This is a genomic window from Chitinispirillales bacterium, assembly GCA_031254455.1.
Lineage (GTDB): Bacteria > Fibrobacterota > Chitinivibrionia > Chitinivibrionales > Chitinivibrionaceae > WRFX01.
This window is the reverse complement of sequence record JAIRUI010000097.1, coordinates 1-19747: the sequence shown is the minus strand read 5'-3', so window position 1 is coordinate 19747 and position 19747 is coordinate 1. Positions and strand designations below refer to the sequence as shown.

The 19747-nt window shown below is 39.3% G+C and carries 13 protein-coding genes and 1 tRNA gene; 5 read left to right on the top strand and 9 right to left on the bottom strand.

Going from position 1 to position 19747, the window contains the following annotated elements; genetic code table 11:
• Positions 1-13 precede the first annotated feature (13 nt).
• Positions 14-1480 carry a B12-binding domain-containing radical SAM protein gene (locus LBH98_07535; protein MDR0304597.1) on the bottom strand — a complete coding sequence of 489 codons (1467 nt, stop codon included), beginning with the start codon at positions 1478-1480 and terminating at the stop codon, positions 14-16.
• A gap of 3 nt (positions 1481-1483) precedes the next feature.
• Positions 1484-2242 (bottom strand): hypothetical protein, encoded by a 759-nt coding sequence (locus LBH98_07530; GenBank protein MDR0304596.1) that lies wholly within the window; start codon positions 2240-2242, stop codon positions 1484-1486.
• Between the two features lie 256 nt (positions 2243-2498).
• Between LBH98_07530 and LBH98_07525 the strand changes: the two genes are divergently transcribed.
• Positions 2499-5054, top strand: a complete 2556-nt coding sequence (locus LBH98_07525; protein MDR0304595.1) for a hypothetical protein — start codon at positions 2499-2501, stop codon at positions 5052-5054.
• A gap of 124 nt (positions 5055-5178) precedes the next feature.
• Here LBH98_07525 and LBH98_07520 read toward each other — a convergent pair whose 3' ends face one another.
• The 3 genes from LBH98_07520 to LBH98_07510 all read right to left on the bottom strand — a co-directional run bounded on the left by LBH98_07520 (position 5179) and on the right by LBH98_07510 (position 9733).
• Positions 5179-5901, bottom strand: a complete 723-nt coding sequence (locus LBH98_07520; protein MDR0304594.1) for a hypothetical protein — start codon at positions 5899-5901, stop codon at positions 5179-5181.
• A 125-nt stretch (positions 5902-6026) separates the two neighbouring features.
• The gene (locus LBH98_07515) at positions 6027-8543 is read right to left on the bottom strand and encodes an acyl-CoA dehydratase activase-related protein (protein MDR0304593.1); all 2517 of its coding nucleotides are present in this window, start codon (positions 8541-8543) and stop codon (positions 6027-6029) included.
• Positions 8544-8611: 68 nt separating this feature from the next.
• A complete protein-coding gene (locus tag LBH98_07510; GenBank protein MDR0304592.1) occupies positions 8612-9733 on the bottom strand; it encodes a hypothetical protein in 1122 nt (373 codons plus the stop codon).
• A 93-nt stretch (positions 9734-9826) separates the two neighbouring features.
• Between LBH98_07510 and LBH98_07505 the strand changes: the two genes are divergently transcribed.
• A tRNA-Leu gene (locus tag LBH98_07505) sits at positions 9827-9911 on the top strand.
• A gap of 46 nt (positions 9912-9957) precedes the next feature.
• Complete coding sequence (locus tag LBH98_07500; GenBank protein ID MDR0304591.1) at positions 9958-10680, top strand: FKBP-type peptidyl-prolyl cis-trans isomerase; 723 nt, start codon at positions 9958-9960, stop codon at positions 10678-10680.
• A gap of 90 nt (positions 10681-10770) precedes the next feature.
• Here the strand turns inward: LBH98_07500 and LBH98_07495 are convergent, their stop codons facing one another.
• Positions 10771-11070, bottom strand: a complete 300-nt coding sequence (locus tag LBH98_07495) for an RNA-binding protein (GenBank protein ID MDR0304590.1) — start codon at positions 11068-11070, stop codon at positions 10771-10773.
• 341 nt (positions 11071-11411) lie between these two features.
• Between LBH98_07495 and LBH98_07490 the strand changes: the two genes are divergently transcribed.
• Positions 11412-12290 carry a YitT family protein gene (locus tag LBH98_07490; protein MDR0304589.1) on the top strand — a complete coding sequence of 293 codons (879 nt, stop codon included), beginning with the start codon at positions 11412-11414 and terminating at the stop codon, positions 12288-12290.
• Between the two features lie 81 nt (positions 12291-12371).
• Here LBH98_07490 and LBH98_07485 read toward each other — a convergent pair whose 3' ends face one another.
• From LBH98_07485 to LBH98_07475, 3 genes are all read right to left on the bottom strand, one after another.
• The gene (locus LBH98_07485) at positions 12372-13418 is read right to left on the bottom strand and encodes an iron-containing alcohol dehydrogenase family protein (protein ID MDR0304588.1); all 1047 of its coding nucleotides are present in this window, start codon (positions 13416-13418) and stop codon (positions 12372-12374) included.
• 186 nt (positions 13419-13604) lie between these two features.
• Entirely contained in the window at positions 13605-14852 is a 1248-nt protein-coding gene (locus tag LBH98_07480) for a Glu/Leu/Phe/Val dehydrogenase (GenBank protein ID MDR0304587.1), read from the bottom strand.
• Positions 14853-15207: 355 nt separating this feature from the next.
• On the bottom strand, positions 15208-18078 hold the full coding sequence (locus LBH98_07475; protein MDR0304586.1) for an InlB B-repeat-containing protein: 2871 nt from the start codon (positions 18076-18078) through the stop codon (positions 15208-15210).
• A gap of 296 nt (positions 18079-18374) precedes the next feature.
• Here LBH98_07475 and LBH98_07470 point away from each other — a divergent pair.
• A partial coding sequence (locus tag LBH98_07470) for a hypothetical protein (protein MDR0304585.1) occupies positions 18375-19747 on the top strand: 1373 nt, incomplete at its 3' end.

Genomic DNA, 19747 nt, shown 5'->3' with positions numbered 1-19747 from the left:
AACTCCTTATAAACTAATTTTTGAATAAAAAACGTTTTAATTTACCAAATGCTTTTAAAGAACGTTTCAAATCGTTTATATCTGTTAATCCGACTTTTAGTCGGTGTAATATATACAACGGACGTAAATAATATCTCTTTCTGGCATAATCGCAAAACTCAACTATAGTCTCCGCTGAAAGTTCCGGAAGATTCAATACTGAATTGTGAGTGCCGTCTTCTTTGCAATAACGATCATAATCGGCGCTTATATAACCGTTTTGTTCCGCCCAATTATACGCTTCTGTTCCGGGATAAGGAATAAGCGGAAAAAATTGAGCGGTATCCGTGTTTAGTTTCAGAGCAAGTTTTAAAGTTTCTTTCATTGTTTCAATTGTTTCACCTTTGTTTCCTATCATATAGCATGCATGAATTAACAAACCGGCTTTTTTTGCATTTTTTACATAATTTTTAATTTGTTCTAAATTTATTTCCTTTTTTATATTATTTAATATTTGCTGATTGCCGCTTTCTATTCCGGGAATAATTAGACGACATCCGGCTTTTTTCATAATTTTCATTGTCTCTAAATCAAGATTTATTCGTGCGTTGCAAAGCCATTTAAGCCGTTTATGTATTTTTTGTTCGATAAGAAGATTGCAAATTTCTACAATTCTTTTTTTATTTGTAGTGAATGTGTCGTCTTCTATAACAACTTCTTTTACGTTCGAAAAATTTTCGGCAATGTATTTGAATTCTTCAACTATGTTTTTAGATGAACGAATACGGTATTTGTGACCGTGTATTGTTTGCGGATAAACGCAAAAATTACAGTTAAAAGGACAGCCCCTGCCTGTAAATATTTGAACGGAGGGATATGTGGCGGCAGGAAAGAAATAGTCATTAACATTTAAGTATTCTTTTATAAATTCGGCGGCATAAGGCAATTCGTCAAGGTTTTCTATGTAAGGAATTTTTTCATTTGTTTTTAATTCTCCTGTTTTGGGAATTCGATACGTAACTCCTCTTACTTTATCAATACTATCACCTGATTCCAAAACGGAAGCAAGTTGCGTTACCGTTAAATCATACTCGCCCTGAGCGACCGCATCAATTTTCGTATTCAAAGAGAGTGTTTCTTCAGGGCAAGCTGAAGGATGAGTTCCAACCATTAAAATAAAACTTTGCGGAAATATTTCCTTTAGCGCCGCTCCAAAGGAAACGTCACTGTAAATTGACGGCGTACTCGTATCAAGCACAAACAGTATCTTTTTTTCCGTCTCGGTTTTAATATATCCTAAAGCCTTATTTTCGTTTAATTGCTTTGCAGGCGCGTCTAAAAATAATATATTGTGCCCGTTTTTCTTTGCATAAGCTGCCGCATAAATTAGCCATAACGGATAATATATCGCACCGCTTTTTGTAATTGCAGGACTTCGCGATTCACGGGAAAATTTTCCATATTCGGCTTTAAACGGCGGGTTGATAAAATAAATTTTCATAGTTTAATTTTTAATTTCGTTTGCTATTTTTTTTACATGATGCCGATATAACAATTCGTCATACGTTTCTTTCCCCAGAATTTCGTTCAATAATAAATGTTTATACCTGTTAATTTTACTTCTGCCGCCACCGCACCACGAACCGACAGAATGATGTATGCAATACGTATCGTTGCTTAAATTTATACGGTTTCTGTACGGGTTTTTGGGAGAAAAATATTGATAAGGATATAAATCAAGACCGTCAAAACGCTGTATCTGTGCTATATCGGCAATTTTTTTATTATAAATCTTTCGTAATACGGCTTTTATCATGATTGGAACCGCTAAATTTCTTATTTTTCCTTTATCGTCATAAAACGATTTATCAATATAGTATTCCAAGCATTTTTTTATCCAGAGAACTCCTGCTTCCGCTCCTATTATGGCTGATTCCGGTATCGACATATATTCAAAGCCTATAAAACTTTTACTTTCCAGTAAAGGATTAAACGTTTTTAATATTTCAACATCGGTATCCAAATATACGCCGCCGTAATTATACAAAGCGTAAAAACGTATATAATCAGCGGCAAAAGCGTATTTTTTTTCACTATACGCTTCTTTAACCCATCGTACACTGTTTGTATCAAATTTTTCTTCATCCCATAATATAAATTCGTATTCAGGCAAAAATTCTTTCCAAGTGTCCATACTTTTTTTTAGCATCGGCGGAATCTCTTTGCCACCCATCCAGCAATAATGAATCTTCTTTGGTATCATGACAATCTCCTTGAGTTTTTATGCTTCATTTATTTTAAATAGTATTTTGGACTTATATATACTATATTTACCTGTTGTAATTTCGTGCTTATCTGAACCACAAAATTCGTTTTAAAGAAAATACTATAAAAAAAATAGATAAATCATAAATAAAGCAATTTTTGTTTAACTTATATGGACTTTTTTGCTTCTCGTCGTTTTTTTATTTGGCGGATGGTATATTATGTGAAATACTTAAACTCTGAGAGGTAGTACTATGAGAAAAACTCACGTTCTGGTTGTTATTTTAGCGATTTGTGCGTTTGCCGAAGAAACGATAGTCAACGGCGATTTTGAAAACGGACTCGAAGACTGGAATCATTGGAAAGGGGCGTCGATTGACGAAAACGGATTTCGCAATTCAAAGTCTCTGCGTATAGTTTCACAGACAAACGACGAATGGATTGGTGTTTATCAGGACGTTTTGATCCCGAGAAACGCTAAAGCTGTCGATGTCGAAGGACGAATGAAAACAAAAGATATAGTTCGAGGCGAAAAATCATGGGAAACCGCGCAAATAAACGTTGATTTTTTGGATAATATGGATAATCATATCGACCCGTATGTCGATAACGTCGCCTCAAAAGAGGGCAGTGCGGATTGGGCTTCCTATCGTCAGCGATACATGGTTCGGCAAGGCGACAATCCCGTAAAGTTGCGGATTGAATGCGCTTTGGGAAACGCAAAAGGTGAGGCGTGGTTTGACGACATTTCAGTAGTATTCAAGGACGAAAATTATCAACCGCTCCCCGTAAAAGTCGCGACAGGTCCAAGCGATTTCGGCGAATGGTATCCTTTGAACACCAAAAACGTCAATCAAACGAGTACGTATATCGACTGGTCTAATTTGCTTGACAAGCCCAGCGGAAAACACGGATTTGTTAAAGTAAAAGGTGATAAGTTTGTTTTTGATGACGGAACGCCTGCCAAATTCTATGGGGGAGTGGTAGTGGCGGACGCTGCGTTTACAAACCGCGAACAAGCCGATTCTTTGACAACCAAGTTTGCTAAGTTGGGTGCGAATTTACTCAGGTTGCATTTGATAGACGCCGACTGGGCGCAGGAAAATATTTTTGACAGAGAGCGCGGAACATCGAAAATCTCTGAAAAAGCAATTGATAAAATTGATTATCTGATTTCAAAGTGTAAAGAAAAAGGAATTTATATATTTATTGATTTCTGCGCAAACCGTTCGTTCTTTGAAAAAGATGGTGTCGAGCAAGCCCCTGTGGAAGAGGGCGCAAAGCAAGTAGGTTTACTCAACGAAAAACTCATTGATTTGCAGAAACAATTCATCACTCAGTTTATGACTCATAAAAATAAATATACCGGACTTGTTTACAAGGATGACCCAACCATCGCACTGGCTGAGTTTATCAACGAAACATGCGCATATACGCAGTTCAGCGCGAATCATTTCGTCGGAACATACAGAGACGACTTGCAGAAACGCTGGGAAAATGCCGGATTCACCGGAGAAGTTCCGCTTTTTACATTAGATTACGACGATACGCCGAAAGGAAAACTGGCTTTTGAAAACGAGGATAGGGTAGAGGCGAGTTTTTCGGACGCGCTCAGGTTTTATCAAAAGATTGAGGACGATTATTTCGCTCAAATGCAGAAGTTTGCCGATTCGCTCGGGCTGAAACTGCCGATTACCGGTTCAAATATGCCGCAGCCGCTTTTGTCGCTCGTTCAAAGCACGAAAGTTCATCCGTATGCTGCAAACGACGCATATTTCGACCATCCTAAAACTTGGGAAATCGCCGAAGAAACTGGTGAAGACCCGTGGGAAAGACGGTACGAAGCGGGTGTCGATAATATTTCTCAAATTGCAAACCCGCAGCACAATACAATTGCGTCGCTGGCGTATTATGTGAACAAAAATCAACCGTTTATGGCGTGGGGCGATCAGAGTTTCCCAAATGAATATCGACTTGAAGGACAGGCGATCATAACGCTTTACTCTCTCTTGCACGGCTGGAGCGGGCTTCTCCATCACGAAATAGACCACGCAACGCTCGGAGAAGAAAAATTCGACCTATTTATGTGGAATCGCCTGCCGGAAACGGTAGCTATGTGGTCGGTTATGGCGCCGCTCTTTCATAAAGGGCTTATCAACGAAGCGCCAAACTCATGCGTCGAAGAAGTTGATGATGAAAAAATCGTTTTAAACGCCGGCTTCTCCACGTTTTTGCAGGATAACTGGCAAATCCCGTTCGTAACCAAAGTGAGCAAGGACTTCATCGGCAAAAAAGAGACGAATCCGTATCCTGAAACACCGTTTAACCAATACATCGACAGCCGAAACAAAACGATTCAGAGCGAAACAGGCGAATTGATTCTGAATTACGGTAAAGAAATTCTGCAAATAAACGCGACGGCGGTCGAAGGCGCAATCGGAAACTTGTCAAACGATACGATTTCCTTGAAAAACATGAAGATTACGGCTAAAAATCCATGGGCGGCAGTAATTGCGTTTAGTGCGGAGGCAAAAGATTTGTCGTCGGCAAAGAAGTTTTATCTCGCCGTTATTACTCCGTCAAAGATGACAGGGCAGGAATACAACAGATTCCGCAGCAAACTTAATGAGGTTGGCGAACTTCCCGTTATGTCTCAGGCATTCGACGGAAAGATTTCCTTTGAGAAAACCAAAAAGATAACTGCAACCGAGATTCTTCCGAGTGGCGAAAGGGGAGAAGTCTTTAAGGGGAAGAATGTTTTGGATTTGAGCAAGGGAAGAACTTACATTTACGAAATTCAGAGAAAGTAAGGGCTGAGGCAAAGAGTATTTTTCAAACACCCCATTTTAATTGTTGCAAATGTGCTATAATTAAAATGGGGATAACAGTAATGCGCATAGTTATACGATAATTACCGCTCACAGGTTTTTATTGTCATTGCGAATTAGACAATGAAGATAATTGCGCTATAGCTTGCAAACGAGCATTATATTGCAATTGAAAGGAATTATGATCAATCAATCTAATATTCGGATCCGGAACATATTCTTTAACTACACCCGCTGTCTGCTCTCCCGAAGAAGTCATATTGCGTTCACCTAATCGTTCTATCAAAGCGTTTATCGCACCTTGCAACAATTGTATTTTAAGCACAATTGCAGTATGTTTATCCATTTTCTGAAGTTTTGCCTCGTCGACAGGTATGCTTAAGGCATTATGATAGGATGCCCGTTCAGCTTCCATGCGTTGATACTCTTCCCACATTTGCTGGCGAGGTACTAATAAATCGGCACCGGTTCTAATCTCCTCAGCTTTCGGATCAAATTTAACTTCCATCTTATTCGCGCATGCTCGCAACACAGTATGCATCATTTCATCCAACAATTTCATTATTTCATTATATTTATCCGTTTTATGAAACGGTTCCTTAAAATTTACTTCTTCGTTGTGAGTCGTTCGGTTTTTGCTATCCGCATGGAAATTTTTGCCGACCTCCCTCTGAAATGTTGCCTTAAAATTTTCTTCTTCGCGAGGACTGTTCTGCTTTTCGTAAACGGATGTGAAGTTTTTGCCTGCATAATGTTTTGCCGTTGGCATGTCAAATATCTTTGCCGACGTTACGTTTTTGTTGTTGTGTGTTGAAAGTTCGTGTAACATAATAAAACTCCTTCTACTGTTAATTAAAATTTGTGCAACATAATAAAGATTGTTATCAAATATTGTGCCAAATTAAAGAGTCGGCGCTCTGAAAAGATAGGAGGAGATTGAACGATTAAATCTGCTTATTTGGCATTCAAAATTATCATCTGCATTCGATTGTGAATATTTGCCAAAGACGTGTCAGGGTCGAAATCTAATGACAAAATTGTCGTCCCCGGATATTTTTCTTTGATTGCCTTGACAACGCCGCGTCCGGTAATGTGATTTGGCAGGCATCCGAACGGCTGGATTATCAAGTGTGCATTTACCCCTTTTTTTATCCACGAAATAATCTCGCCTGGAATAAGCCAGCCCTCGCCCGCGAAAAAAGCGATGTCAAAAATTTCTTTTGCGTATTGCGCCATATCGAAAATATTGGAGTGCGGTTCATAATATTTGAATTTTTTCATTCGCTTTTCTACCGGATTTATCGCAATATCGAACGCTTTTTCGTATGCAAAACCCATAAATCTTCTGAAAATTGCCGAACGCGAATGTCCTCTGTTGCTCATAGTCCTGAAATTTACGGCGTTTTGCCGCCAAAATTCGGCAATAGCAGGTAAAATTATCTCCATTCCGTGTTCTTCCAAATATTCGACAATTTTGTAATTTCCAGTTTCATGATAATTTACCAAAATTTCGCCTATGATTCCCACACGTGGTTTACGGATTGAGCGGTCGGTCGCGTTTTCATTGAACTCTTTTATGGCAAATTCAAGTTGTTTGAGGGATGCGCGCCATCCTTTTTCTCTTAGTGTTTTGCTCAAAATTCTGCACCATTTTTCATTGAGAATCGCGCAAGTCCCCGCATCTCTTTCGTAAGGGCGGCATTTCCGCGTCATATCGTCTATCGCATCAATAAGCGCCATTCCTTTTATAGAAAATAAACTGAATTTCAATTCACTGATTTTAAATCCCGGATGAATATTTCGTTTGTCACCGAAATCTGTCGTCAAAATCGGAACGTCTTCAAAGCCGTTCGCGTCAAGCGCTTTCCGCGTTAAAGCCGCATAATGCCCTGCACGGCAATCCTGACAATTTTTCGCAATCATAACCGAAAAAGAGTCCTTTTTGTTTTTGTATTTATATAAGTATCGCAAATGTTCGCCAATATTCACCTGCGCCGGAAAACAAATGTCGTTATGAACGTATTTTTTACCCAATTCAATCGCTTTTTTATCCGCTACCGGTAAAATTCGCGTTTCGTAATTCTGCGCTTTTAGCGCCTGTTCCATCAAAATAGAAAATGAGGACGATAAGTTCGGGATTAAAATTATCCGGTTTCTGTCTTCTTTTCCGTAAATTTTTTTATAAGGCGGCAAGAAATTTTTATGTGTGCTCACAAATCGCTCTTTTTTACGAATTTTTATAGTTTCGATAAACGATGTGATTCGTATAGACAACGGTCCTTTGTTTTCGCCTTCGTCTAATTTGAGTGAGAGCATCGCTTTTTGTGACTTTGCCCGTAAAATTCTATCAATTTCATCGGTCAAAACCGCATCGTGCCCACAGCCGAAACTTACCAGCTGCACTAATTCTAATCGCTCGTTGTCCGCAACAGCCATAGCCGCCGCAACCATTCTGGTGTGAAATGTGTTGTAAGTATCGATTCTCGCCGTGGATACGTCTATTTTATCCAAATCTATACACTCATTAATCAGAACCGGAATGCCATTCGCGGTAAATAAATTCGAGACGCCGTGATTTATGAACGAATCGCCGTGATATGGTCTTCCGGAAAGTAAAACTCCAAATCCGTGTGATTTTTTAATTTCGTCCAAAATTTCTTTGCCGCGTTCAAACAACTTGTTTTTGTGTTTTTTTGCAGCGATTTCGGCAAATTTCAACGCTTTCTGCGCAGAAGAATTGCTTTCGCCAAGTGTATTTATCAAAAAAGAAATAATTTGCGTTTTTTTTAATTTCGGCGCAGTCCATCTAAAGGCTGGGGATAGGTATTTTATTTCGAATAAGTTTAATTTTTCCTGTATCTTAATCACTTCCGGATAACCCATTAGTACGGCACAATTCCACGAACTGTCTGCTGTCGGGTTTGTTTTAATATTTTTGTGAATTGATGGGAAAAACACCATATTGACGCCTTTTTCAATGAGTAATTTTATGTGTCCGTGAACCATTTTTGCAGGCAGACAAATTGTGTCCGACGGAATGGTTGAAAGTCCTTTCTCAAATATTTTTGCACTGCTTCGTTCTGATAATTCCACCTTGTAACCCAGCGCGGCAAAGAGCGTCCCCCAAAACGGAAGCGAATCGTAAAAATCCAAAACTACCGGTATCCCGATACTGCCTTTTTGGGTTTTTGCGGGAAATTCTTTATTGTAGTTTTTGAAAATCATCGCCTCGCGTTCCTGCATCATATCCGGAACTTTTTTTTGTAAAGAATTTTGCGGCGCTTTTTTGCCGTCAACATTTTCCCCTTTTTCACAACGGTTACCAGTTACAAAAATTTCACTGTTTGAAAAACGAAGAACCGATCTCGAACATGCGTTTGCGCAATACGGACATCTGTCGCCGTCCGAAACGTCATAAGTTAAGTTTCTGAGGTTTTCAAATCCTACAAATTTTGAGTTTTGCTTGTTCATATTTTTCTTCCTAGACGGAAATATAATTTATTTAAAGAAAGAATATCTATACATAATTAGTTGAAAAATTACCGCCGCAGCGCTTGTTCAATAATTTTAATTTTCTCGTCGGTCAAATCTTCAAACGGCCAAATTGATACGCCGGATGATGGAGATTTGACCGCGTTTTTTAATATATCTTCAAAATCTCCGTCATTGAAACTTTCGCCATACACCGATTTACATTGAATTGCGGGAATTACTTTTACTTTACCGTTGCATTCTTCGTGAAGCGATTTCACTAAATCGTTTATCCATTGTCCGTTTCGCCTTAACATTTTACTATAAACCATCGGAGTTAAGAGTGTCAATTTATTTGATAATATAGAAAAATCTTGCCCGACAATCGATCTGATTGAACCGTTGAAATCGCTTTTTGTCCAAGGAACCGCATGCAAATTCACTTCCAAAAACGGATTCTTTTGTCGTAGCCTTGAAATAATTTTTTCTACATTTTCGCTGATTACGGCACACTTGAAATCCGTCCATTCATCAAAATAATTTTTTATGATAAAATCTGTTTTATCTTTTATATTATCTCCTTGAATTGCAGGAAGTTGTAAATATTCTTTGAAACAATTTATACAAGCATCGCAAAAACAGGAATTGTGTAACGTTTCGCTTGGCGTATCTTCAAAGACTTCCTCCCAAAAAACAAAATACCTTATGAAATCCAAACTTATTCCTTTAAATTTACACATGGAAAGCACGTCTTCCAAATACGAGATCCTATAATCCAAATAATTCGTGTCATTTGGGCAAACCATTTTCAACCAATTACCGTTTTCGGATTTTTCTTGCGCAATTTCGCCGTTGTCACAAACCGCCCAACGCGGAGTAGGGGAGATGTCCTGATTTTCATCGTTGTAAAAAATCGGAGCAATCAACCACAAGTCGATATTTGCCTCGTCAAGAATTTCCGGCGACCCGCTTTTTAGCGCTTGCTCTGGACGAACGTATAGTTGATTTATTTTCAAATTTTTCATAATTACAATCTGATTTTCCAAAGCGTTATTTGATAAGACCTTAAACAATTTTGCGGCAATTATCATATCGTTTTCCTCCAATTTATTATTATTGTCGCTTTTTACACATCCGCTCAACAAAAATACGAGCAAAGACAATACGGTAATGTATGTAAATTTAATCATTATTTTCTCCTAAAATATGTTTTTTACCGATAATATACGTTTTTCACATATATTTAACGGCACAATAATGTATTTTCTACTGGTATTTTGTGCGGTCGGATGGTGGAATAGGTAGACACTGGGGACTTAAAATCCCTTGGATATTGCATCCGTGCGGGTTCAATTCCCGCTCCGACTATTCCAAAACCAATGAGTTTCAAAACAATAAAAGAGGAGTTCTGTTTATGAGAAAGGTTATTTTGCCGATACTTTCGGCGGTAGTTGTCTTAAGTGTGTTTGTCGGATGCAATAAAAACGGCGTTTTTTCGACAAAAAAAGAAATCAATTTAGTAACGCAACAAGACAGCTTCAGTTATGTAATTGGACGTGACATCGCTCGTTCTGCGCAGATGTTTCAAAAAGAATTAAAAAAAGAAGTTTTGGTTGCGGCGATTTTGGAAGGTTTTGATACCATGAGTGTTTCGAGAATTGACGATAATACGGCTCGTCAAATTCAACAAAACGTGTTTGAGCGTCTTCGTGACGAAACGGAAGCAAAAGCAAAAGCGGATGCGGAAAAAAACGATGCGATTAATGCAGAATTTTTTGAAAAAAATAAACAAAGAGAAGGAGTCGTTACAACGGAGAGCGGTCTCCAGTATGAAGTTTTAGTTGAAGGAGATATCACAAAGGCAAAACCGACCGACGAAAGTAGGGTAGAGGTTCGTTATGTCGGAACATTCATAGATGGTAAAGAATTTGACAAATCAAACGATTCATCAACGGTTAAATTTCCTGTTAATGGAGTAATTAAAGGTTGGACGGAAGGTCTTAAACTTATGAATGTCGGTTCAAAACATAAACTTTATATCCCGTCTGATTTGGCGTACGGCAATAGAGGAATTCCCGGCGCAATCCCGCCTGCGAGCGCTTTGATTTTTGAAGTAGAACTTATTAGCGTTGAATAAATCACGAAAAATTGATACAAATCAAAAAGGTCTCCAAAAGAAATTTTGGAGACCTTTTTTTGAACATTTTTTTTGCACGATTAAAACAGATTATCTTCTGTCGTAAGAGCGTCCATTGCCGCCACCGCCGTTTACGCGAGTATCGCGTTGCTTGGGTTCCGAACGATTAACACGAAGCGGTCTTCCGCTAAGTTCATATCCGTTCAATTTTTCAATCGCAGCATTTCCTTCTTCTTCATTCGGCATTTCAACAAATCCGAATCCTTTTGATTTTCCGGTGAATTTGTCCATAATTACTCTTGCTGATGCAACTTCACCGTGCTGCTCAAATGTTCCTCGCAACGCGTCGCTATCGACGGCCCAAGCGAGATTTCCGACATAGATATCCATAAAGGGTCCCCTAATAAAAAATCTTAGCGTCACTGAAATTTATAGCCATCAATTCTTTGCGACGCCGACAAAAACTAATGGCGCGGTATTTTACCGTATTAAAATGTAATATACTTTTATTCTTAAGCAAAAGTCAATACCTATTTTCATTATTTCTGAAATAGTCTCAATAGACTCACCGTCATATGTCTATAATTATGATTTTTATATTTCCCATAATTGATATTATGTAAAGTAAGTAACGGAGAGAGCGAGAGAGGTTAGGAAAAATTGCATACACAGTACAGACCGTATTCACAAATAGTATTTTTTCGTGAAAAATTTTATAGCAGAGAGTTTTTATGGATTTTAAGAAAACTAAATTTTATCCGATTAAAAGAATCGTTTTTATTTCATTGGCGTCGTTTCTTATGGCGTTGAATATAAATTCGTTTATTTATGCCGGCGATTTAATTCCCGGAGGATTTATGGGAGTCGCTTTGCTTTTACGACAAATCGGAGGATTATTTTTTAATACGGATATTCCATTTAGTCCGATGTTTTACGGATTTTGCTTGATACCGGCGATAATAAGTTATTTCCATATAGGTAAAAAATTCACGATTTACTCCTGTATTTCCATTTTTCTCGTAGGGATTTTTACGGATAGCATTCCACCGATTTTTGCTAATTATCTGAGAGTACAGAACCCGCTTTTGTCAGTGGTTTTCGGAGGACTTCTCAACGCTTTTGCAATTAGTTTGTGCCTGCACGCCGGCGCGACAAGCGGAGGAACAGATTTTATCGCGATTCTTATTTCCGAAAAATGTAAACAGGACGGTTGGCGATATATTTTCTTTTTCAACTGTATAGTTTTATTTGCCGCGGCATGTATTTTTGATATAGATAAAGTACTTTATTCCGTTATTTTCCAGTATATTACGACAATAGGAATAAAGTACTTTTATTTAGGATATCAACAAAAAACATTATTAATAATAACGGACTCCCCTGTCGCCGTCTATGAAGCGATTAAAAACTCTTGTGACCGTGCGGCGACTTCGTTTGACGGAATCGGACAGTTTCAAAAAAAAGAAAGAACCCTCATTTATTCGGTTGTTTCGGCGGACGAAGTAAATTCCGTTATTCTTGAAATAAAAAAATGTGACGCCGATGCGTTTGTGAACGTCATCCGTTCCGAATACATAAAAGGAAATTTTCGCTATAGAGAACGCGATTAATTAACACCCAAAATTACTATTCAATCTTTCTTACAAAAACGTCTTTGTAATAAATAAATGTGTTGTTGTTAATTTGATTCGTCATTTCAACATATTACACATCATTTCGTCGGTATTTACAAATTCCTCAAGACGACGAATGTTCCCCTTTTCACTTAATATCGTGTAATAATCCTCTTTTATATCGGGGGCAAGCATTACCGCCTTTATAAAATCATCTTTATTGAGCGGATTTTCCTTAACAAAATCATAAAAACCACTGCCGATTATATCTTTTTTCAATCGCTCGTATGTCGCTTCCTGCAAATAACTTACGGCGTAACTTGCAACTCCTACCTGTATGCCGTGAAGCGTAGGATTTTGCGCAACTCTGTCGTAAGCATGTGATATTAAATGTTCCGAACCGCTCGACGGACGCGAACTTCCGGCAATTATCATGGCAATTCCCGTCATCAACAGCGAAGAAGCGAGTATTCCTATGTATTCGTAGTTGTCAAATCTTTTGTCATTGAAGAAACTGAAGGTATCTACAGCGTTTTTTGCTATGGTGGCGGCAAAATCATTAACCGGCTCTCCCCTCTTCTTGTAGGCGAATTTGTAATCAAAAACGGCCGTAGTTTTACAAAACAAATCCCCTATTCCGCTGTACAAAAACTGTTTTGGAGTGGCGCTTATAACTTCCGTGTCGATTATTATCGCCTGCGGAACATGTGTTTTTACACTTTTGCGCTTTCCGTCAACGACAAGCGAACTTGTCGGCGAAGCAAAAGCATCGTTTGAAATTAAAGTCGGCACACAAAAAAGAGGAAGTTGCCTGTTAAACGCGACGTATTTTCCGTAATCTACAGCCGTTCCGCCGCCTATTGCGACAATAGCATCTACATTTTGCGGCAATTCCTTAACCGTTTTGAATGCGGTATCCATATCATTAGACGAAACTTCTATCTCAAAAATAACACGAATGTCCGCAGTTGAAAGCGATATGTCTATCGCATCCCAATACATCTTTTTTATATTGGTTCCCCAGAAGAACGCGATTCTTGAATATCCGCTTTGCGAAAGATATTTTCCCAGTTTAAACAGCGCTTTGGGTTTAATTCTTAAAAGTTCCGGTACTTGAATCTCCATGTGTTTCCCTCTTTATCTGTAAATTTTTCTGCTTTCATTACATTATGCCGCCATTCCGTTTTCATATTTATATAAAATAATTTTCAGTCGTCGGATAAAATAATATTCTACCGAAACAAAAATACAAAAAAATTTGGGTTCCTCATAATACAGAAGAACCCAAATTTTGTGAAATCACAAGAAAAATTACTTTCCTCTTAACTTGCTAACCTTTACAATTCTGTCAACTGCAGTAATGTATGCGGCTAATCTAAGCGACACATTGCGCTTTACGCTTTCGTTATATACGTCGTTAAACGCATTTACCATAAGTACGCGCATCTTGTTGTTTACTTCTTCTTCAGACCAGTAGAAACTTTGAAGATTCTGCACCCATTCAAGATAAGAAACAACCACGCCGCCGGCATTGGCAAGGATATCGGGAATGACTTTTACGCCTTTCTTTTCCAGAATTTCGTCTGCTTCTTTGCTGGTAGGTCCGTTTGCGCCTTCTGCGATAAGTATCGCCTTAACGTTAGGCGCATTATCTTTTGTTATTTGATTGTCAAGCGCGGAAGGTATCAACACGTCGCAATCGCAAGTCAAAAGTTTTGCATTGTCGATTATCTGAACGCCCGCCTTCTTGTAGTTTTCCAATTTTCCGTCGGCACAAGTTTTCAAAAGGTCGGGAATGTCCAAGCCGTCGGCGCAATATATGGCAACATTGCTTCTGCTTACCGCGACAACTTTTGCTCCGGCTTCATACATGAATTTAGCGGAATAAGAGCCTACATTACCGAAACCCTGTACGGCAACGCGCATCTTTGTAACGTCCTTGCCCATTTTCTTGAGCATTTCAAGCGCACATATCGACACTCCCCTGCCCGTCGCTTCCGTTCTTCCCAACGAGCCGCCCATTTCCAAACTTTTACCGGTTACGATTCCATAAACGGCATGTCCGGATATTTTTGAATACTCATCGACTATCCAGTTCATCATTTGCGCAGTTGTATTGACATCTGGAGCGGGAATATCCGTTCTCTCCCCTATTATGGGGGCAATCATTTGCGTAAATTTTCTTGTTATTCTTTCCAACTCGCTTGAGCTGTACTCGCGCGGATTGATTACTATTCCGCCTTTTCCGCCGCCGTAAGGAACGTTTGCGACAGCGCATTTAAGCGCCATTCCCGCCGAAAGCGCTCTTACTTCGTTTACATCTACTTCATGATGATAACGGATTCCGCCCTTTGCGGGACCTCTTACGGTCGAATGCTGGATTCTGAAACCTTCAAACATTTTGATTTTTCCGTTATCCATACGAACAGGAAAATTTACCCTCAATTCTCTTTCCGGATAACGAAGGAAAGCATACTCTTCTTCCGAATAGCCGGCCGTTTTTGCCGCATTGTCCAACACCGACAATAAATTGCCAAACGGATTGTACTTCTCACTCATATTAAAAAACCCTTTCTTTATAAAATTTATTTTTTTAACAATTGACTACAATAATGCTTGTAGCAAACGCATCGTAACAACAATTTGATTTGTAATTTTGTAATCTCAACAACGAATATGTGTTCCTAATCTGAATATAGCATTGGATTTAATTGGTAAAAAACGTTTTATATACCTAACGACTGTTAAAAATGTTTTAATTTTTGTTAATCCAGCAAGCCGTACTTTCATTTTTCTCCTCAAGCAACAAATTCAACATGAATAATATAATATATTTTGGGGGATTATACACAAAATTAATTTCACACAACAAGCCGATTTTGACTTAAATTTTCGATAAATACAATTCCATTTTTTAATACTTTACTCCTATCGTCGAGTGGTCGCTATATTTTTGTTTGCCGTTGCCGAAGTCAGCTTCCACATCAACAATTACCTTGTAAGAACCCACGCCGACCGTTCTGCCGTTGCTGTTTTTACCGTCCCATATACATATCCCCGCTACATTTTTGCCGCTATCGTAGTCAAATTTCATATCCATTTCACTTATGAGGTTGCCTACTTTGTCAAAAATCTTTACGACATTTCTCTTCACGAACGGCTGTTCGTCGGGCAAAATCGCGCCTTTCAAGTCCAGAACTATTATGCTTCCTTTAGTTGCGGGCGATATTTTATAATAAGTCGCCATGTCGAATTTAAGTTGTTCTTCGACTTGCCCTTTGCCGCCTTTGGGCAAAGTTAAGGGATTGGGATAAATCTTCAATGACTTTTGTATATTGACGGGAACGGTAAGCGTTATATTCACCTCGACCGATTTAAGCCAGATGTCGGTTTCGTAAGTCACACCTGCGTGGTCGATATAACGGGCAGTGTCAAGAAGCGTAACCCAAAAGCGGTCGATCGCTCCGGTTTTTACGTCGTCATAAAGGTTAGTCGGCTTGTAAGCGATTTCTTTACCATAAAGCGAAACCTCAGCGCCCGAAAGGGTTCTTATCGACTCGACACGGACAGGTCTTGTATCGGTTGGCTTTAAGCGTTGCGCCTGTGAAATCGCGTCGCTTGCGTTTTTTGTAAGTCCCAAAATTTTGTACTCGTTTTGGTTGGACGGCAAATCGGCGTCGGCGGGAGTTTCCAGAGTAATTATATGCAGTTCGGGGCTTTTAACGGACGCCGAATAGTCTTTAGGCTCAAAGGCGTTATCGTTCCAAGGACTTATATATAAATCTAAGTCTCGAGTTTCGGATTTCTCGCCGAGGCTGGCTTTGACAGTTATACGGAATCTTTGTTGGTTTTTGTTTTCGTAATCTGCGTGGTATTGTGCGGTTGTAGATATTTTACGAAAATCCGTCAGTTTGAACCAGTCGTCATGCGAAACTCCGGATTCCGCTTCAAACGCGCCGAGATATTCGAATGTCGCATTGTCGTCGTCTGCCGAAAGGGTTCCTGCAACTTGGGGGTTAGACTGGTAGTCGTACCATTCAATAAGCCTGACCTGAGTAAGCGTCGGGGTTCCGGGTTGCGGGATTATTATTTCGTCCCAGCGAGCATACATTGTCACATTACCCGTAATTGTGTAGGTAGTTCCGTTGCTGCCGTAATTATTTCCGCCGACGGACTCACTAAACCAGCCCAAAAATACATAGCCGTCTTTTTTGGTATTAGGAAGGAGTGTTACTGCGCCTTCTTCGCCATAAATACTTTGTGCGGCTGTTCCGCCCTGAGAATCGAAGGTTATGGTGAATACTTCGGGGTCGGGGTTATCTTCGTCTTCGGGGTCATCCGAAACTATAGTTATCTTATATGTATCGCTGAACGGTTTCTTGATTGTCTGGCAACCCGCCCCACCGCAGGGGTCTGTTACGTCTATTTCGCCGGAAACGGTTATTTCAAAAGTGCCTTTGTCGAAACTTTGCTCTTTGCCGTCGTCAACAATCAAGATGGGAATGGATGCCGCCTTTTCGCCCTTTTTGATTAATACCGCATTAGAACGTAGTTGAACCCAGGCTCTTTTACCCTCGTTACGTCTTGCGAATGCATCATCAATTGTGGACGGCGTAATATTTATGCCTAATTCGCCTATTATGTCGTTACCCGCGATTGCTTTTATTTTATAATTTACCATCATATCTTTTTGGGCGGGATTTTTTAATTCTATACGAATGCTGTCGATGTAATCTTTGTTTTTATCTCGTTTGTAGTCATAACCGTTGTAGGTAGGTTTGTCTGAGTTCGGGTAGTTATTCCAGTTTTTGTCTTCCTTAAATATCGCCGGACTGACAAATACGTCGTTTAAGGCGGGAACGAATGTTATGTTTTTCGTTGCGTCAAAGGCTTGATTTGTTCTAAACCTATTACCCAGCACCTGTCCTTTAATATTCGCCTGCTGGTTAAGATTTATTCCTCCCAAAGCGATATACGTCCCTTGCGCTATTGTTTGAGTCTGAGTAAACATGACGCATCCCTGTACGATAAATATAACTTTCCCTTTGGCTTCGCATGCCTGACCGCCTTTTTCCGGTATTACATTAACGTATGTAACGGAATTGGAAGGTCCTCTTAAATCTTCCTTAATATAAATAACGGTCGGCTCGTCGCTAACCTTTATGTTCAGCACAGAATTTACACCCAGTGTAAGATTATAGTAATAATAAATACCGGGTTCCCATGTTTCCGTCCCGTTTACTACATAAGCTTTACCGAGATTGTTCTCAAAGTTGTATTTGATTTTATTACTAGCGATAATATCATCCCAAAACCCCGACTCGTCTCTTATATCCGGAAATTTGGGTTTGCCGTTGGCGTATGCGTCAGAACCTTCGACAAAAAACGGAAGAGGCGGACGAGTTCCCCAAATATTAGCTCCGGGGCCTAACTGTCGAATAAAAACTTTTGCGGTATCTTTCACTCCGCAATTCTCCGTTACCATACTTGATACGGGAGGAAACTTCAAATTTGCATATTCAACTTTTCCGGCAGTTCCTGCATAACCGGCATTCGGCATTGTTAAATCAGTCTCCGAAGATGCCATATATTCATCGGCGTAAAGTGAGTGCTGCATTAAGAACGGGTCTAATCGAGGATTTCTATGGTCGTTTCCTACAGGCAGCAACAATTGGTTCTGACCTCCGGGGATACAAGCTGAGCCCTGTCCGAATACTTGTTCGCCCCCCCCCATCACTAAGAGAAGCAAAGCGACCAACAATCTAATTTTTTGTTCTTTTATCATTTTTTCATCCTTAAAGTTAAATTATTACAAATAATGTTTGTAAACATAATATAACGGCTCAATTATATTGCCGACAATCTTTATTTGGTTATTTTAACAAAAGCTTCACTATTTAAAGATAATATAATAGTTACAGTTTTGCCGAATTAAAATTGATTTTTTTGAAAATTTAAGATAATTATATACCTGACGACCGCTAAAAAAGTTTTAATCTGTGCTATATGTTTAAAATTCCATGCTTATTTATATAGTACATCATATATTTTACAATCAAAAATTGAAAAGGGGAATAAATAATGAAAAAAATGATTAAAATTTTGTTGGCTATTTGGCTTGTCGTTTTTATTGTTGGCTGTACTACAAATGAAAATGGAAAAGAAGTCGATATTGAAGACGGTGACGGCGATGGTGACGATATTGATATTGAAGAAACTTTTAAAGATACCGTATATATATCGACGGAAGAACATATAAGAGGTTTGGCCGATTTGGTAAACAGCGGTTCCGATTATTTTGACGAGAAAATAATTGTTATGACTAACGATATTACTCTTTCGCAAAACCATACTCCTATTGGCAAAGCCGCTGGAAAATTTACCAGCACATTCGACGGCAATGGGTATTCAATATCGAATTTATCGGTGGAAAGAACGCAGTATGCCGGATTGTTCGGTTATGTAGGAGAAGGCGGACGGATTAGAAATCTTACGGTTAACGTTGTTGAAATAACCGCCGGTGGAACAACGGCGAATTATGCCGGCGGATTGGCGGGATATTACGCTTCGACAAAAGCGATAGTAAACTGCGGAGTTAATATAAAGAACGAAATTCTTGCTTATTGTTCTTATGAATCGTATGCCGGCGGATTGATAGGAAAGACAGTAACCGATATTACAATCAACAATTCTTACTCGACGGGTGGTTTGGTTATTGCTCATAATTCTGGTTCCACTACCAGCGGCTCTGACAATTATGCCGGCGGATTAATTGGACAGGCATACAATAATATAGAAATCACATATTGTTATGCAATGACAAAAGTGTCAGCTAATACCACCGTATCTTCTATTCCCGGCGGATTGGTAGGAACTGGTTTTTCCGCTTCCGGCGGATTAGTGGGGCTGGCGCAAAAAGATATTGATATTACTAATTCTTATACGACAGGTGATATTGTAGGAAATACTAATATCGGCGGATTGATAGGAGAAGTAAAAGGTAAAACTACAATCAACTATTCTTATACGACGGGATATGTGCATGGTAGTAATTATAACGGTTCCGGCTCCGGCGGATTGGTAGGACATAGCGGCGCAATAATAATCGGTAATTCTTACTCAGAAGGAGATGTAAGCGCTTCTAATTCTTCCAATGCCGGCGGATTGGTGGGAATAGCAAAAACATTAGAAATTACCGTCACCGATTGCCATTCAACTGGAGATGTTAGAGGCAGTTGGTCGGGTGGATTGATAGGATATGTATCAGGGTGGCCGACAACAGTAACTACGATAAAAGATTCTTACACAACTGGAAATGTGTCTGCTAACGGTGAGGATAGTGGCAACGCCGGCGGATTGATTGGCTCTGGAACCGGTAGTATCTTTATTGATAATTCTCATGCGACAGGGAACGTGTCGGCTTTTTCTTATGCCGGAGGATTCATGGGATATGG